This is a genomic window from Methylophaga marina (assembly GCF_030296755.1).
In the GTDB taxonomy this organism is placed as follows: Bacteria; Pseudomonadota; Gammaproteobacteria; order Nitrosococcales; family Methylophagaceae; genus Methylophaga; species Methylophaga marina.
Genome location: NZ_AP027741.1, coordinates 400,614 through 418,515 on the forward strand (window position 1 = coordinate 400,614; position 17,902 = coordinate 418,515).

The window sequence follows — 17,902 nt, forward strand, 5'->3', positions numbered from 1 at the left end:
AACAGACTGCTTGGGGCAGCTGCGGAGACTAACCCTGAAGAGAGCAATATATGAACATCAAACAAATGAAAAGCATGATCAGCAAATTCCGTTCTGCTGATGTGTCAATGATCAAAGATGCTGATATGCGTGCAAAAGCACAGAAACTGCAAAACAAACAAGGCGGTTTCACCCTGCTGGAATTATTAGTCGTTGTTGCCATTCTGGCCATCATCGCCGGTGCCGTTATTTCATCTCTGGATGGCCAGGAAGAGTTAGCCGCACAGAAAACTACCGTTCATACTATGGCGGCTATGGAAGAAGCAGCTCGTGTTTATGCAGTAACAGAAAACCGTAAATACCCAGGTGGTGTTGAATCGTTACTTTGTGCCCCACTTACTGATGGTACTGATGAATTCACATTAACAGCCGCAGCAGCAATGACAGCCTTAGGTGCCGGCACAGTATTCCCTGTAGGAGCAGGAGCAAATGATGCTAGCTCTGCTAACTCTAACGTACCTAGAACACAGGGCGGCTTAACAGGTGACCTTGCAGGAAGTTTATTAGCAGGTGCATTACCTGACGGGGTTGTTGAAGACATGGCCGAGGATGGCCTAACAAGCGTCAGATATGCCCACACTGATTTGTGTGCAGGAACACTTACATTCGCACAGACAACTTTTAGTGAGTTAGATGAAGATGTCGACTCCGGTGCGCTAGTTGAAGTAGTCAAACCATCATTGATTTTCAGAACTCCCGTTGTCGAAGGCGATGAATGGGAGTATGGCGCGGGTGCAGGAATCAACCTTGTCAGCTTAGATGAGTCTGCAGACAACTCTATTCCTGTTGCTTTTTATGCTGAACCAGCTGAATTGACTGGTAACGCAAATGATATTTTAGTTGCATTTGGTGTAGGCCCTGACTCTGATCTGGTTGGCAGTGTATTAGGTAAAGCACCATCAGACGGTAATGTTGGCCCAGACAAATACGGTCACTTTTCACTCATTTACAAAATTGGTGAATGTCCTGCTGGTGAGGAAGTTGACGAGTATGTTGAGGGTACAGGTTGTGCGGTAGCTGACTGGGACAATGAAGAAATTAAACTGGTCGGCATCATCGATGCAGGTGGCGATGGCTATGATGATGAAATCGCCGAAGCACGTGGTAACCAAGAAGAGTAATTCATCCTTACTCCAATGACCTGATTAGCAGGTCTCCTGAGTTGCTGTGGGTGGGAGGTTGCCCACCCACAGCCTTTTAAGTTGTAGTTCATGTGGATTGAATACTCAAATGTCGTTAACCGTTTTTCTTATCGAAAAGTCTTTTTTACAAAACTGTTTTTTGTTCTCTAAAAACGTTTTTGTAAAACAGTAAAGTCTGTTGTGATGCCTGACTTAAGCCTGTCTCCATCTACCACTCTATCCAAGCAATCCGGGTTTACTATGCTGGAACTGGTGATTGTGGTCGCAATTATGGCGATTGTGGCCGGTAGTGCCATTATGAGTTTTGGTAATACCGAATCAGATGCTGAATACCAAACCACCAATTACACCCTTCGCCAGCTAGCAAGTGCGGTCGATCGCTATCTATCAGATGGTAATACCCTTCCTGAACTTGGTGATGAAATAGAGTCACCAGCCGATATTAATTTTCTGATCACCAAGCCATCAACAAGTGATGATTGGAAACCTGATTATCGTCTTGGCTGGCGTGGTCCCTACATTAAAGGCTACAAACTGTTTTACGTAGATGTGGGAACAGATTTAGAAGCTGATGGTAGCAGCTCCCCCACATCGGGCAGTGTGACCACTGTTCCCACCTTAGCACTGCCAGATGCGTTTTCTCATCAACCTGTCTCGCCCTATTATCTTTGGTACAAAGATGCGGCTGGCAATATTGGTATCGATTCTAAAATTGGGCGCCCCTTCCTTATCCTAAGCCAAGACCTGTCGGGTGATAAAGAAAGCCTAATACGGATTGTGAGTCTCGGTGAGAACGGCACCTATGAACACGCTTGTGATTATTCACAGTCAAATACCCTCCATGAAAACTACTGTTCTCGAGAAACGCTTTGTAGTTCTGGTGAAACTGATTTCAACTCTCAACGCGATGATTTGGTGTTATGTTTCCGTTAAAGAGTTTCCCTCAGACCTCTAACCAAAGTGGCTTTACGCTACTTGAGCTGGTGCTCGTTATGTTCATTATTGCTTTGGTTGCCAGCACGCCATTGCTATTTATAGATGAACAAGATCAACAGTTACGGTATGAAGACACTATTCAAAAGATAGCTTTGATTAAAGATGCCATTATTAAACGTGAAAGCTATCGCGGTCAGCCAATTCTATCGGGCTTTATTGTAGACAATGGTGTTTTACCCAGTGAGAATGCCATTAGAGAATTACTCGAGAAACCTACCCAATGGTTTCAACTTGAGCAAGCCACACCCTATTTCAACTTTGGTAGTGATAGTAGTGATGCCGTTGCAGTTACATTAATAACACAGCGTAAGGGTCATACTGGTCAATATATACTCAGCGGTGTCGACAGCAATAATGACTTACTTGATGGCTGGGGACAGCCTTTTATTGTTGATAGCAGTCAAGCATCTGAGTCAGACGCAGATAATATTGAAAAAGGGGCTGATGTTGGATTTTTACTATCTACTTCTGAAGCAGTAGAGGCATACAGTGGTCGTAAACCAGAGATAACGGTTGATGCCAGTAATTGGCAGATACCTTTGACTGGAATCAATATTCAACTATTCAATTACGATAGCTCTAACGCAATTCCGATAACGGATGACCAGCATCTAGCCATTCTTGTATTTCGTAACTCCACTGATGGTGGAACTCCTGCAAAGCTTTGGACAACCTATCACTTTGCTGTTGATGTATCCAAAGCTTCATCAACAGGTATACCAGCAGTGCAAACTTCACCCAGCATCATCAGTGGCTGGCATCGCAATGACTCTTCTGCTGACGCTAGCGATTACATCCCTGTTGGTGAACACCCAGTATTACTATTGAATGATGATGACAATGACCCACAAGAAGAAGATATCTATCAAATCAGTAAGTTACTTGTGATTCCTAATGGCACTCAACCCACCCTCACACTAACGGTAAGCCCCTGATGTTTGAATCATTACTCAAAAAACCCAGTGGTAAAGGATTACTCGTTCTTAAAACGGATTGTTTAGGTCTGCACGCCAGTATTGTGACGGGCAATAAACAGGAATTAAGCGTGACACATAGCGCTACGTCACGCGAGGTTGAGCCGTTGGCAGCCATGATGGATGTGATCACCCAGTTAAAAAATGCCTCTGGCAAAAATTTACCGCGAGATGCTGTTTTATTACATATCAATACCATTCCCAGCCGTGTGGAGATGACACAAAGTGCAGATGTGTCAGGTGATATGAATCTGGCTGAAATGATGCGATGGGAAATGGACAGTGTTGTCGCGGATCAATCCCCTTTATGGGATCTGGGCTGGATTTTATATCAGCGTCACTACATTAATCTCGCTCAGTACGAGCAGCTTCTATCTTTAGTCATCACCGAAAAAAGACTCTCTGTTAAACATGGCGGTCGGAGTGCCATGCGCGTTGGCGAGATAGCGGTAAGAGAGCATTTTGCTACACAAGATCAGATTGCTGAATGTTTGGCTATTCAGGAAAAACTGCAATTACCTGATCAGCGTTTATTGACACAATGGCGTCCCTTACCCGATGGCGGATTAGATAACGAGATGTTAGGGGAACCAGCCTCACAGGCTGCGTACCTGTGCTCTGCTATGCCTATCACTCAGCATTTACAGTGGGTCAATGCGTTTAAGAAACTCAGTCATCAGAAAGGGTTTGCCAAACTCGAACTGAAACATGTCTACAGCATGGCAGGTAGTACTTTACCTTTAATTGATGCAGATGATGAACGTGTATTAATCACTGAGTTTCACCCCGCTTATGCATTTTGTGCGGTGGTTGAGCATGGAGTTTTGCAAGATATCATGATGTTTAAGGCCTCCAGCCAACCACTGGATGCTGAAGTTATTATCGAGTCACTCAATGAGCATCAATTTACTCAAGTCGATAATTGGATTGTCGCCAATATTGATGGGGTGGATGTCGAGTTTATTGAAGTAGTGGAATCAGGTATCAACTTGCGTCCACAATTTTTACCCAAAGCCAGCCCAATCAAATTGTCGGCCCAACAAAACAGCAAATTCAGTCACCTTGCTGAACTGGGCTGTGCCGCACATATGCTTGGCTTAGCGCCATTGATGGTATCGCCTCTTCCAGGTATGCCACCACCTGAACCGATTTATAAACGTAAAGCGTTTCGTATATCTATGGCTGCTGCCATGGTGCCTGTCATTGTTCTGGGTTACGAAGGTGTGCGTCAGTGGCAGATACAACAGTTGCAATCCACCCTTGCCGCCAAAGAAAAACAACTCGACGCCTATGGGGATGATAAGGGTGTTCAAGCGAGTGATGTCAAAAAAGCGGAAAAAAATATCGCACAGTACAAATCACTGGAACAAGAACTCAAAAGCCTGAATTACAAAAAAGAGCTGGTGCAGTCAGTGATGATAAAACGTCAGAATGTGATTGAGAAGTTACTGCCAACTCTGGCCCACAGCGTGAATGATGGCGTGATCATCGATTCATTGAATGAAACGAATTGGTATCAGTTCACTTTAACCGGTCGTGCCGTTGATCAAAACAGTGTGGATGAATTCAATCGCGTTTTATCAATCAATCTTCAACCTCTGAATTTATACATTCTTAATAGCCCAAGCCGACTCGATGGTCAGGATAGCTATAACTACAGTGGTGTTTATATCTTTGAGTTCACCATTCAACAGCGAGCATCGTTATGAGTGAATCCTTAAAAAATACCAGTCAGCGTGAAAAAGTATTGATTGCGGTGCTCAGTGCCGTGCTGATTGTGTTTGCCTATTTTTTCTTTCGTGGCGCGTCTCTGGATAGACAGGTGCTGATTATTGAAGACCAACTCAGTTCTATCGATAAAAAACTAGATCGGCAAATTAAACGTGCTCAAAAACCCATCAAACTACCCGAGTACAACGGCAAAAAAATTGAGACTTCTGATATTAAAAAGCTTGAAAAGACCATTGAAGTTGAGCAAACCAGCCTGGAAGGTTCGGGGCATGTGTTTGTGGATCTGACCAATGCCAGTGCCCTACCTCAATTGCAGTCGGATATTACTCGCACGGCTGAACGTAACGGGCTATTGGTGATATCCAAACGACCACATCAAGGTGATTTGATTCAGATGGTGACAGGCAAAATGGCTAAACAAAATACCTTGAGCCAAGCCCCCAGCGGAGAGCTAAAACGTCCTTTGTACGACCTATATGTGTCGGGCAATTTTTATGCATTACAAAGCTTTTTACAAGAAATCGGACAACTAAATTATTCCGTCGTTTTAACTCGTCTTCGTATTAATACGACTGATCGGACTGCCCTATCAGGCAACCGTATGCTCGATATTGAAATGACCTTGGCCTTGTAATGAAACATCTTTCTCATCTTGCCCAATTCGAAAGCTATCTGGCCTACATGATTCAACATCATGCCTCAGATATGCATTTATCGATGAACACCTCACCCGTGATGCGTATTCATGGTTTGACCGAAGAGCAGACCCAGTTTGAACGTCTGGAACAGTTTGATTTACAAGCCATCTCTGAAGCCATCATGTCGTCAGAACAGTTGAGTACGCTGCATAATAAACGTAGTTGTGATTTTGGTTACAGTAGCGAGCAACATGAACGTTTCCGTATCAATGCTTATTTTGAGCGCGGTAACTTAGCCTTTGCTGTGCGTTGGTTGGATGGTCAGTTTCACTCCCTGGAAAAGCTGCATCTGCCACCACAAATTGCAGAATTGGTGAAATTGAAAGATGGCTTAGTGTTGGTCACCGGTGCAACGGGTAGTGGTAAGTCCACAACATTGGCCAGTTTGATTAATGAAATCAATAAAGATCGCCCCTGCCATATTCTTACCATCGAAGATCCCATTGAGTTTATTCATCACAACCAAAAAGCCGTCATTCACCAACGTGAAGTTGGTGTTGATGTGCCCTCTTTTGCCGAGGCGATTCGTAACGCCATGCGTGAAGATCCGGATGTTATCTTGCTGGGGGAAATGCGTGATCTCGATACTATGCATGCGGCGATTACCGCTGCGGAAACAGGCCATTTGGTCTTTGCGACATTACATACTAACGATGCAGTTGGGGTCATCGATCGTTTAATTGGTATGTTCCCGGGCGATGAGCAAAACACCATTCGTCAACAGCTATCGATGTGTTTACGTGCCGTAGTGACACAAACATTAGCAAGACGATCCGACCAACAAGGCCGTATTCCTATCAATGAAATTTTGATGGTTAATGGCGCGGTATCGCATCTTATCCGCGAGCATAATCCTTCACAGATCCGATCCATTATGGAAACAGGTCGTTCTCGCGGGAATCAGACCTTTGAATATGCTCTAGCAAAACGGGTGCATGAACGTGCTATCTCGCATGATTTTGCCAGCAGACTGACATCACGCAAAGATCAGTTTGAAGCAGCCTTAAGAACATTAAAGGCACGTTAATATGGCGATTAGAGATAAAGCATTGATCAGTGCCGCTTTAGAACAAGGCCTTATCACCAGTGAGCAATATGAAACGGCACGCAAGGAAGCACGCCGCTTGCAGCGTGAAGAACTCTCGACCTTGTGTTATCAGCTGCGTATTCCTCTAAACCGTTTTATCCATGCCTTTGCAGCATTAAATGACTACCCGTTTATCCGTCCCGCACAATGCCTGCTCGATGAAAAACGTTTACAACGCCTGTCACCAACACTATGCAGACAACTGCGTATTCTACCTATTCATCCCACTAACGATGACAAATCAGTACTCTCTGTTGTCACCGATAGCCCAGATAATCCGGTTTTAAAAAATCAGTTAGGCAGGATAGTAAAAGCGGACTATCAGCTGTGCGTCACAGATAAAGCCACCATGGATTATCAACTGCAGCAGTTATCCCACTCGCAAAACCTGCTGAGTTTTGATGCGGTATCAGAAGTATCTGAGCTACTGAATGAAGCCTATCTCAATCGTGCCTCAGATATTCATATCGAAGCGCTGGAAAACTACTACTTGGTCAGGCTTCGTATTGATGGCAGTTTACAAGAATATGGCCGCCGCTATTTACCTGAAGAAGGTGTGTCCCTGATTAGCCGTATCAAGGTCATGTCCAACCTCGATATTGCTGAAAACCGGATGCCACAAGATGGCGGCGCTAATCACCGAACACCTATGGGCAATGACTTTGATCTCCGTATCGCGACTGCCCCGACTAAGTTTGGCGAACGCGTCACGATTCGATTACTCGGTACCGATAATCAATTATTTACCTTGCAACAGCTTGGTATGTCTGACAGTGCCTTGGAACAATTCAGTGAGATTATCCAACAGCCACACGGCATTATTTTAATTACCGGTCCAACCGGTAGCGGTAAGTCCACCACCTTGTATGCCGCCCTTTCCCAACTTCAATGTGAGGAAATTAATATCCTCACCGCTGAAGATCCGGTAGAGATGGTGATTGATGGTATTTCTCAGGTACAGATGAACGCTAAGGTCAATTTTGCCTCTGCCCTGCGTAGTTTTCTGCGTCATGATCCGGATGTGATTATGGTGGGTGAAATTCGTGATACCGAAACCGGTGAAGTGGCTCTTAAAGCCGCAACGACAGGCCATCTGGTGTTATCCACCTTGCATACCAACTCTGCGATATCGAGTGTGACTCGACTAAAAGATATTGGGCTAGAACCCTTTCTAATTGGTTCAAGCTTACTCGGCGTTATCGCTCAACGTCTGGCGCGTCGCTTGTGTCAGCATTGCAAAAAACCGGCCATGGCTGATGCAGATCAATTAAAAGCGCTCAGTCTGCCTGAAGACAGTGAGGTCGAGCTATGGTCTCCAGTGGGCTGCCCGATATGTGGTGGCAGTGGTTACCAAGGACGAATTGCTCTGTTTGAGACATTCTGGGTCGATGATGAAGTCGAAGCGTTAATTACAGAAAATGTAGACGAACTCACTTTACGTAAACGGGCTAAGCACTTCACTAGCCTTGCCGAAGATGGCAAAGAAAAAGTATTGGCAGGCCTAACCACATTTGATGAAATGCGTCGTCTGGGCTTGCTTACCCTCTTTTCTGAAGAGGATGCCGCATGAGAATAGGAGTCAAACCTCATGCGTTATGAATATCATGGCTTGACCAGTTCGGGTGATAGCAAGCATGGCTTTATTCAGGCGGCAGACCAAAACGCTGTCGTCAGTAAGCTCCAGAAGAAAGGCATTTTTGCCACGCAAATTCGGGTGGCTGCCGATGATAGTCAGGCTGTTTCTATTCAAGGCCTTAATCAAGTCTGGGATCAGGTACTCACCTATATTCCGGTAAAAACCTCTCAGAAGGTTTTTTCTTCAGACAAATGGCATTAATGTTTCGCTCAGGACTCTCTGTGACGGAAGCATTAACTATTCTCAGCCATATCCAACGTGGCAAATTACGTCAGATTGTGAATGCGCTTAATGACGATATCAGTTCGGGTAAATCATTTTCACAGGCACTGGAACAATTTGAATCTATTTTTGGGCCAATGGCTTTGCATATGATTCGTAGTGCTGAAAATAGTGGTGAGCTGGAACCCGCCCTACTACGTATTGCAGATTTTATGGAGCGCAAACACGAAATTAAAACACAGTTAATTTCTACCATGACCTACCCGATTGTGGTCTTGTTGATGACTATCGGTGTGTTCATTTTCATGATGATGACGGTTATTCCTAAGTTTGCTGGTTTTTTTGAACGCAGTGGCAGAACCCCGCCTCCGGAAATGCTTCAGTTGATGGGCATTGCCAACTTTCTCACCACACAATGGTATGTGTTACTGGTTGTTTTTATTGTGGTTATTGGCGGCAGTATTTATACCTACTCCACTCGTGAAGGTCGCCTTTACATTGATATCTTTTTATTAAAAATCCCCTTGATTGGCTCAATGATATCGGCCAGTGCCATGTCGCAGATTACGTGGGGCTTATCCACCTTATTACAAAGTGGTGTGTCAGTGGTGAAGTCGTTGGAAATCATCGGTGACCTCATCCGTAACACAGCCATCTCTGGGAATATCATCGCGGCATCTGAAAGTATTTTGCGTGGCGATGATATGGGGAAAAGCTTTCATAAACCTTATATCGAAGAACTGATCCAGCAAATGGTCTTGGTGGGTGAGCGTAGTGGCAGCATGATTCCCATCATGCGTGATGCTGGTCAGTTTTACGAAGAAAAGATTCGCAACATCACTAAAGCGATTGCTGCAGCAACAGAACCTGCCGCGATTCTGTTAATCGGTGGCATCGTGGGTTACGTCTATTACGCCTTTTTCAAATCTATGTTCTCCATGTCTGGATAAACGAATGAAAAGTTACTGTTTTATTTTTAGCTTGTTTTTGCTCAGCCACAGTGCTTCGGCGAACCCCAATTCGAGACCTGCGATGTCGGACTGGCAAAGTTTGACGGCGGTCGACACACAAGCAGCAATCTCTCGCCCATTGTTGAGAGACCCATTTAGCGATCCACAGACAAGTTATAGCGAACATGGCTCAGCCTTTCAGCAAAACAATGGCGCGTTTGGTTCTGGTTTTCAGCGTGGTCGAGGTGAGTTCACCGTCCCTGAATTAATCTTCAAAGGTTATATCGAGAGTGATGAAGGTGATAAACCCATGGCCTTGATTCAGATTGGTAAAGACAAAGTGCATATGGTGAAAGAAGGCGATGAAATCAATGTTGATCCGTCGCAACCACGCAATGCAATTCGTATTACAAATATTAACCGACTCAGCATCACTGTTGAGACAGGTATATTAGGCACAGTAAGAGTACTTAGATAATGATTAGGCTTAGATTTTGGGCAAGATTAACAACAGCCATTTTATTTTATTTTCTGTACATGAGTTTTGGACATGCAGCAGCCAAAATCAGTGAGATCGAATACAGTGATACGCAGTTAATTGATGTCATTCGTACCCTGTCTGAGCTGAGTGATAGCAATATCATTGCGACACCTGATGCGACTGAAAAACGGGTTACGATTCATCTTAAAAATACAACCGTTCTCGATGCGGTCAAGTCCATATGCCGTATCAGTGATCTGTGGTATCGCTACGATGACGATACCAATACGTATCGGATTATGACGCGAGAAGAGTACAGTCAGGATCTGATCGTCAGAGAAAGCGATCATATTGAAGTTTTCACCTTGCTTAATGCCAACGTGCAAATCGTTGCAGAAGCCATTGAAGACTTATATGGCCAACGGGTTCTGCTCTCCTTGGGGCGTGAGCCTGGTGAACGCACGATCAGTGGTGGTGGCAGTCGAAGCGGTCGCAGTGGCAGTAATAGCGTTCGAAATAGTCGAAGTCTGAGCGGTGGCGGCGGTCGCAATAACAACCTAATTGCTGCTGGTAGTCAGATTGGTCAGTCAGACTTAACGGTCGATCAACTCGCTCAATTGACGCAGCCCAATGCACAAGGCGTCATGTCAAATGTTCTGGATAACGAAACACTTCAACAAGTGACCGTTCAAGCTCAGCCTATCTATGTGACGGTCAATAATGAGCACAATATGATCATCGTCCGAACCGATGATAAAAGAGTGATTCAGTCCATCACCAGTCTTGTTAAACGTATGGATATCCCCGTACCACAGGTCATGTTGGAAATGAAAATCCTCAATGTTCTGCTGGGTGAGGACTTTAACTCTATTTTCAATTTTGAATTGCAACCTTCTGGCAGTAATCAATCTCAACAACCGGTGTTAATTGGTAACAATGCGCTGCCAAACACGGGCACCTTTGTTTACGAGTTTTTAAACAGTCGTTTGCGTGCCAATATCGAATTTCTGGAACGTAATAACCGTTTAAAGGTACTGTCCAATCCGATGGTGGTCGCTTCTAACCATCGTGAGGCAGAACTCTTTATTGGCCAAGAAGCCGTTTTAACAAGAGGATTTACCTTTCAGTCAGCCACCATTGCCAATGGCATTGTGGTTTCTCCAGCTTATGTTGAAACAGAGACTGAGCTCGAAGAGATTGGTATTACTCTCAGAATTACCCCTCGTATTAATTCTGATAAAACCGTTGAGTTGGAGATTGAGCAAGAAAGCTCATCAATTGTGAATGGAGGTGGGTCGATTCCTATTGTTGATGATAGCGGTAATGCCCTTGAATTACCCATCGATACCATTGATACATCACGCCTGACAGGCACGGTCATGGCCAAAGATAACTTAACCGTAGCCATCGGAGGGCTTATTCGCACTTCAAAAAATAACCAACAACGGCAAGTACCTGTGCTGGGTGAAATTCCAGTTCTCGGTCGACTGTTCCGAAGCACAACTGAAAGTGAGGAAGAAAGTGAAACCGTTCTACTGATCACGCCTCGTATTATCAATACACCAGAACAAAGTGAAAATATTCGTCAGACCGATAATGCCTTCTACAAAGGTTACAACCGTGAATTCCCTGAACCCCCTCCACTACCAAATCAATTCATCGGTGATGGTCTGTTTATAGACACCCGTCACATTAGTCCTGAACCATCACAAACCCAATTGTTTCAAGAAATGCAAGCTTACGCATCTAAAACCATAGCTTTGCCTATGATTGAGCGTGTTGAAAATAACCTATACGAGCCAATCAGTATTATTAGCATAGCGGCAGGACTTTTTAATGACCCTGCCATTAAAACTGTTCCAAAAGCTAGCTGGAAACGCGGCAACTATTACATAACTGTTATAAGTCTTTTTAACCGATCCAATAAAGTCGTGGAATTAAATGGGCAGAAGGTAAATGGGCAGTGGTTAAAATCTTGGATCGACACTGATGCACTAAGTCCTGCATCTCAGAAAGGTTCGTCCACATATTTGTATTTGCTATCCGAAAAACCGTTCAATGAAATGCTGACGCCCCTTCTGAATTAATAACTATGACTTCTATAAGAGCAAACCATAAAACAAGTTCATTTTTCATATTATTCGTTCTATTGCTTATGAGCTCACTCTACTTTCATGCCAATATTGGTGGCAGTGGTATGCGAATCCCGAACAATATTCTGGTTTGGCTATTGGGTAGTGTGATTGGCTTTTATGGTTTATATCGATTTAGTCGATCTGACCACATTATTTTGCCACGCTTTACATGGCTTTTATTGGCATTCCCTGTAATGGCGCTATTCTCTGGTGTGGCCGCAGGCGTAGTTAACTCGACAGAGTGGTTTCTGAGGTTATTTTATATCTGGGGTGGCGTGTTATTTTTCTTTGCACTATTCCAGTTTAATTTCACACCTAAAAAAATCGATCAGATACTTTTGTGGATCATTCTTGCCAGCGTATTGCACGCCATTATTGGCATTGCTCAGATACTGTATGTGAATGACTTACCAGGCTGGCTTCCGGTGAATCAACAGGGTGAACCCACCGGTACTTTTCAACAGATAAATAATCACGCGAGCTTTCAGGTCACCAGTCTGATGCTGGTATTTTGGCTACTGACCCGTCCAATTGTCAAATCTGCACACTGGTCAATGATGACCTTATTATTCATCGCCATTTTCAGTTCAACCTTCATTATTAGCTTCAGTGGCTCGAGAGTCGCTATTTTAGGTTTTTTACTGGCATTCCCTTTGTTTGTGCTAAGTCGTTGGAAATACATCCAGACCAATAAAAAACGTTGGGGAGCAGTGATTTTAGTTATGAGTCTGGCTATCATTGCTACTCATCAAATTGACACAGATAAAGGGCTAAGCTCAATAGGCAAAAAAACCGCTGCTATGAACTCTGGTTATTCGGGTGATGCGAGGTTAGGTACTTATACAATCAGTTTTGACCTTGTCAAAGAGAGCCCGATTTATGGTCATGGTATCGGCAATTTCGCTCGTGTATGGCAATTAGCAAAACCTGATTTTTATGAGCATCATCCTGATGCCACACTACCCTCACAACGTGTTTCACATCCACATAATGAAATCATCTATTGGCTGGTAGAAGGCGGACTGTTAGCTGGTATCGGGTTGATACTTTTTGGCGTGGCATTATTAAAAATGCTGTGGCATTTACCCATGAGTCGACGTTACGCATATGCCGCTTTGTTATTGCCAATCATACTCCACACACAGGTTGAGTTACCTTTTTATATTTCTTCCCTGCATTGGTTCATTATGCTTGTCTTATTATTTGTGGTGTTTTATCCATCACGCATGAAACATGAAAAACAGTTATCAATAGCTGCGAATACCAGTCTCAAAGGCTTGTCAGTCATTAGTGGGGTTGTAGCAGTCGCATTCTTTACTCACAGTATGATGGCGAACCTGGAATTTCGTGATTATTTATTAAAGCGTTCTGATCCAGAACAAGTGTTCGATATGGCTATGGAGAATCCGTATTTCCGAGACTTAGCGACACAAGTGACGATGTCGTTACTTTATGAACAAAGCCGACAGATCGGTATTCGCGACAATATTGAGATTTTCGCTGACTGGGTAGAAAATGAACTAAATCGAAACCCACACATTAACCTGTTTAGGTTAGCCATTCGATCGCGTCTTGATTTGAAAGATGAAAAAAAGCTTGTGCTCTTAATAAGAGAGCACAAGCCATTTATCCTAGAGATAAGGGATTTAATACCATCAAAGATGAGTGTAGTGCGTTAGAACATGCCTAACTGTAACTGTGCCGCTTCGGTCATCATATCTTTAGTCCATTGTGGTTCCCAGACTAGCTCGACATGCGCTTTTTTGACACCCGGAACAGACATGACGCGAGATTCAACATCCCCTGGAAATGTTTGAGCAACTGGACAACCTGGTGCTGTTAGCGTCATATCGATACTGACATTACCTGAGGTGCTGATTTGGATATCGTAAATAAGGCCCAGTTCGTAAATATTGATTGGGATTTCCGGATCATAGATAGTTTTTAATACTTCTATGACGTCTTCTTTTAACTGTTCCGGGCTGATTTGATATTGATCGTTCATAAACCTGCCCTTTTATTCTGTTGAAACTGAAATATCATGATCATTGTCTACGGCAGCGTGAACAGTATGCCATGACAATGTTGCACATTTAACGCGTGCAGGAAACTCTTTAACGCCAGCCAGTACTTGGAGTTTGCCGCTGAGTTCAGCCGCATCATCTTCTCCTGTTAATGCTTTGTGCACGTTGTCATACAATGCTTCTGCTTCAGCTAACGTTTTACCTTTCAGGCTCTCCGTCATTAGTGAAGCAGAGGCAACAGAGATAGCACAACCACTGCCCTGGAAGCTGACATCTTCAATCACGTCGCCATTCATTTTCACGTAAACAACCAAGGCATCACCACATAATGGGTTATTACCATGTGCCATGTGATTCGCGTCTGCAATTTCTCTGAAATTACGAGGCTTTTTTGTGATCCATGATCACTTGTTGATAAAGATCGCGTAAATCACTCATCAGGCAAATAACTCCTGTGTGGTATGGATAGCTTTAACCAGTGCATCAACTTCTTGCTCTGTATTGTAAAAAGCAAATGAAGCACGAGCAGTTGCTGCAATACCGTAATACTGCATAACAGGCTGAGCACAGTGATGACCTGCACGAATCGCCACCCCTTCCTGATCAAAGATAGTACCGACATCATGAGGATGAACATCTTCAATCATAAAGGACAAAACACTGGCTTTGTGTTCTGCGGTACCGATTATGCGGATACCTTCTATTGCAGATAATTTATCGGTCGCTAATTCAAGCAGAGCATGCTCATAAGCGGCGAGTTTATCCACACCGATTGACTGCATATAATCAATTGCTGCACCTAACCCCACAGCTCCAGCAATGTGAGGTGTACCCGCTTCGAATTTATAAGGCAATGAATTATATTCTGTATGCTCAAAACTGACCGACAGAATCATATCGCCACCACCCTGCCATGGTGGCATAGCTTCTAATAGAGCCTGTTTTCCATAGAGTGCACCAATACCTGTCGGTGCATACATTTTATGGCCTGAGAACACATAAAAATCACAATCCAGTTCCTGCACGTCCACCTGCATATGTGGCACGGCTTGGGCGCCGTCAATTAATACAGGAATACCTTTGGCTTTCGCTTTTTGTGTCATTTGCTTAACGGGATTCACCGTACCCAGCGCATTAGACACCTGACCTACCGCCATGATTTTTGTTTTATTCGTCAACAAAGCATCAAACTCTGATAAATCCAACTCACCAGACTCTGTCATGGGGATGACTTTTAGCTTAGCACCGGTTTGTTCACACACCATTTGCCAGGGCACGATATTAGCGTGATGCTCCAAATAGCTGATGAGAATTTCATCACCTGCTTGCAATTGTGGTCTGACAAAACTTTGAGCCACTAAATTGATCGCTTCGGTAGCACCTCTGACAAAGATAATTTCTTTATCTGATGACGCGTTCAAAAAGCCCCTAACTTTACTTCTAGCGCCTTCATAGGCATCTGTCGCACGTTGGCTCAATCGATGAACGCCACGATGGACATTCGCATTATCAAGACGGTAATACTGATCAACGGCTTCAATAACCTGAACGGGTTTTTGACTACTGGCCGCATTATCTAAATAAACAAGAGAATGACCATTGACCTGTTGATTCAAAATAGGAAAATCACGGCGAATAGCGGCAATATCGAAATCAGTCAGCATCGACTCAGCCAGATTGTATGTTGATTGTGTCATGAACTACACACCTCGCGGTAATCGGGTTTCAATGACATTGGATAAAGCTTGGCGAATGGGTAAATCAGCAATTCGCTGAAGCACTTCTACTGCAAATGCATAAGTGAGTAGACTTCTCGCACTCGTTTCATCAAGCCCACGTGAACGTAGGAAAAAGATTTGCTGTTCATCTAACTGCCCCACCGTACTTCCATGGCCACACTTCACATCATCAGCGTAGATTTCCATTTCTGGCTTGGTATCGATTTCACAGGTACGTGACAGTAATAAATTACGGTTGCTTTGATTGGCATCCGTTTTTTGTGCATCTTTATGCACGATAACCTTACCGTTAAATACCGCATGGCTGTCGCCATCCAGCACACCTTTATAGATTTCTTCACTGGTCGTGTTGGGTACCGCGTGATCGATACGCGTGTGGTTATCGACATGTTGTTTACCGGTAACCAGATACATGCCATCCATAGTCACATGTGCCTGTTCTCCTAAGAGCTGACTATGAATGTCATTTCTCGCCAGTTTGGCACCGAGTGAAATGTTGTTGGTATGCCAGGTGCTCGTGCTCGCTTGCTTACCCGCCAAGGTGGCAATGTGATAATGAGATAAAGATTCATGCTGCAATTTGAAATGATTCAAACGCGCATTCTCTGCCAGATTCACTTCTGAGATGACATCTGTCAGTCCGACAGACTCATCATTCAGACTGGCATAATGCTCAACGATCGTTAAGTCTGCATCTTTAGCCAAATCAATAACATGACGAAGGTGTGTGGCCAACTTTTCAGTTTCACCTGTGTTAATCACTAACAGTTCAATGGGTTTAGTGATGTTACTGCCAGCTTTAACTTGAATATAAGCGCCTTCATTCATCAGCATCGTATTCAGTGCATTCAAACCTGGCTTTTCAATATCAATCTGCTGGTTCAGTACGGCTTCTGACATTGATAGGGCTTGTGACAGAGGAAGTAGCGTTAAGCCTGCCTCAAGGTCATCAATACGAGATAACTCGGCATTGAATTGACCATCAACAATGACCAATCTATATGCTGATTCCAGCAAGGCAACTTCTGAGCATCGCGTTTCGTTTAACTGAGAGGCTTGAGCTTCGTGAGTAAACGTCTCTTGTGACAGCGCCCATAAAGAAGTGTACTTCCAGTCTTCAACCTTTTTAGAAGGTAAACCATGGCGTTGAAACTGAGCACGCGCCTGTTCACGCAACGTCTTTAACCAATCGAGTTCTTGACCCGGTATTGTGTTATTGACTGCGATATCGCTAAATGGCGTGGTGATATCAGTTAACTGTTTCATGCAGTCTCACCTTCCGGTGCGTCGTGAATCCAGCTATAACCTGATTTCTCCAGTTCTTTTGCCAATTCTTTATCGCCTGATTTGACGATACGGCCTTCAGATAAGACATGTACAAAATCTGGAACGATATGATCCAATAAACGCTGATAGTGAGTAATCATCACGATAGAACGATCTTCAGCACGGAGTGCATTCACACCTTCTGACACAATGCGTAAGGCATCGATATCCAGTCCTGAGTCCGTTTCATCAAGAATCGCTAAAGCAGGTTCAAGTATGGCCATCTGGAGAATTTCATTACGCTTTTTCTCACCGCCAGAAAAACCTTCGTTGACATTACGATGAAGAAATTCTTCATTCATTTTGACCAGTTTCATTTTCTCGCGTACCAGTGTCAGAAAATCCATCGCATCGACTTCTTCCAGACCTTGATACTTACGTACTGCGTTCAATGCAGATTTAAGTAAATACACATTGCTGACGCCAGGAATTTCAACCGGATATTGGAACGCCAAAAATACGCCTCGTTGAGCACGCTCTTCAGGTTCAAGTTCTAATAGGTTTTCACCTTTGTAAATGACTTCACCTTGAGTAATTTCATAGCCATCACGTCCGGCCAAAACATTGGACAGCGTACTTTTACCAGCACCATTAGGCCCCATGATGGCATGGACCTCACCTGGGTTCACTGTCATGTCTATACCGCGAAGAATTTCTTTGCCATCAACGCTGGCGTGTAAATTTTTAATTGTTAACATCTTCACTCTCTAAAATTTCTGAAT

At 43.9% G+C, this 17,902-nt stretch carries 17 protein-coding genes; 12 read left to right on the forward strand and 5 right to left on the reverse strand.

The window, feature by feature from the left end:
- Positions 1–50 precede the first annotated feature (50 nt).
- From QUE24_RS01975 to QUE24_RS02030, 12 genes are all read left to right on the forward strand, one after another.
- On the forward strand, positions 51–1,160 hold the full coding sequence (locus tag QUE24_RS01975; protein WP_286305001.1) for a type II secretion system protein: 1,110 nt from the start codon (positions 51–53) through the stop codon (positions 1,158–1,160).
- A 204-nt stretch (positions 1,161–1,364) separates the two neighbouring features.
- Positions 1,365–2,114 (forward strand): type II secretion system protein, encoded by a 750-nt coding sequence (locus QUE24_RS01980; RefSeq protein ID WP_286305002.1) that lies wholly within the window; start codon positions 1,365–1,367, stop codon positions 2,112–2,114.
- Positions 2,102–3,112 carry a type II secretion system protein gene (locus QUE24_RS01985; RefSeq protein WP_286305003.1) on the forward strand — a complete coding sequence of 337 codons (1,011 nt, stop codon included), beginning with the start codon at positions 2,102–2,104 and terminating at the stop codon, positions 3,110–3,112. The genes QUE24_RS01980 and QUE24_RS01985 overlap by 13 nt, the downstream gene beginning before the upstream one ends.
- Positions 3,112–4,860, forward strand: a complete 1,749-nt coding sequence (locus QUE24_RS01990) for a PilN domain-containing protein (RefSeq protein WP_286305004.1) — start codon at positions 3,112–3,114, stop codon at positions 4,858–4,860. Before QUE24_RS01985 ends, QUE24_RS01990 begins: the two co-directional genes overlap by 1 nt.
- Positions 4,857–5,516 carry a hypothetical protein gene (locus QUE24_RS01995; protein WP_286305005.1) on the forward strand — a complete coding sequence of 220 codons (660 nt, stop codon included), beginning with the start codon at positions 4,857–4,859 and terminating at the stop codon, positions 5,514–5,516. The genes QUE24_RS01990 and QUE24_RS01995 overlap by 4 nt, the downstream gene beginning before the upstream one ends.
- Positions 5,516–6,607: a type IV pilus twitching motility protein PilT gene (locus QUE24_RS02000; RefSeq protein ID WP_286305006.1), complete on the forward strand. Its 1,092-nt coding sequence runs from the start codon at positions 5,516–5,518 to the stop codon at positions 6,605–6,607. Before QUE24_RS01995 ends, QUE24_RS02000 begins: the two co-directional genes overlap by 1 nt.
- A 1-nt stretch (position 6,608) precedes the next feature.
- Positions 6,609–8,237, forward strand: a complete 1,629-nt coding sequence (locus QUE24_RS02005; protein WP_286305007.1) for a GspE/PulE family protein — start codon at positions 6,609–6,611, stop codon at positions 8,235–8,237.
- A gap of 18 nt (positions 8,238–8,255) precedes the next feature.
- On the forward strand, positions 8,256–8,504 hold the full coding sequence (locus tag QUE24_RS02010; protein WP_286305008.1) for a hypothetical protein: 249 nt from the start codon (positions 8,256–8,258) through the stop codon (positions 8,502–8,504).
- A 20-nt stretch (positions 8,505–8,524) separates the two neighbouring features.
- A complete protein-coding gene (locus QUE24_RS02015) occupies positions 8,525–9,475 on the forward strand; it encodes a type II secretion system F family protein (protein WP_286305009.1) in 951 nt (316 codons plus the stop codon).
- Positions 9,476–9,479: 4 nt separating this feature from the next.
- The gene (locus tag QUE24_RS02020) at positions 9,480–9,953 is read left to right on the forward strand and encodes a hypothetical protein (protein ID WP_286305010.1); all 474 of its coding nucleotides are present in this window, start codon (positions 9,480–9,482) and stop codon (positions 9,951–9,953) included.
- Positions 9,954–10,012: 59 nt separating this feature from the next.
- Positions 10,013–12,043 carry a type II secretion system protein GspD gene (locus tag QUE24_RS02025; protein ID WP_286305011.1) on the forward strand — a complete coding sequence of 677 codons (2,031 nt, stop codon included), beginning with the start codon at positions 10,013–10,015 and terminating at the stop codon, positions 12,041–12,043.
- A 68-nt stretch (positions 12,044–12,111) separates the two neighbouring features.
- On the forward strand, positions 12,112–13,770 hold the full coding sequence (locus QUE24_RS02030) for a PglL family O-oligosaccharyltransferase (protein ID WP_286305012.1): 1,659 nt from the start codon (positions 12,112–12,114) through the stop codon (positions 13,768–13,770).
- Here QUE24_RS02030 and QUE24_RS02035 read toward each other — a convergent pair.
- The 5 genes from QUE24_RS02035 to sufC form a co-directional block, all read right to left on the reverse strand.
- Positions 13,767–14,096, reverse strand: a complete 330-nt coding sequence (locus QUE24_RS02035; protein ID WP_286305013.1) for an SUF system Fe-S cluster assembly protein — start codon at positions 14,094–14,096, stop codon at positions 13,767–13,769. The genes QUE24_RS02030 and QUE24_RS02035 overlap by 4 nt on opposite strands.
- A 12-nt stretch (positions 14,097–14,108) precedes the next feature.
- Positions 14,109–14,465: a Fe-S cluster assembly sulfur transfer protein SufU gene (sufU, locus tag QUE24_RS02040; RefSeq protein WP_286305014.1), complete on the reverse strand. Its 357-nt coding sequence runs from the start codon at positions 14,463–14,465 to the stop codon at positions 14,109–14,111.
- Positions 14,466–14,552: 87 nt separating this feature from the next.
- Entirely contained in the window at positions 14,553–15,812 is a 1,260-nt protein-coding gene (locus tag QUE24_RS02045; protein ID WP_286305015.1) for a cysteine desulfurase, read from the reverse strand.
- Between the two features lie 3 nt (positions 15,813–15,815).
- Positions 15,816–17,120: a Fe-S cluster assembly protein SufD gene (gene sufD / locus QUE24_RS02050; RefSeq protein ID WP_286305016.1), complete on the reverse strand. Its 1,305-nt coding sequence runs from the start codon at positions 17,118–17,120 to the stop codon at positions 15,816–15,818.
- On the reverse strand, positions 17,117–17,878 hold the full coding sequence (gene sufC / locus QUE24_RS02055) for a Fe-S cluster assembly ATPase SufC (protein WP_286305017.1): 762 nt from the start codon (positions 17,876–17,878) through the stop codon (positions 17,117–17,119). The genes sufD and sufC overlap by 4 nt, the downstream gene beginning before the upstream one ends.
- Positions 17,879–17,902 lie beyond the last annotated feature (24 nt).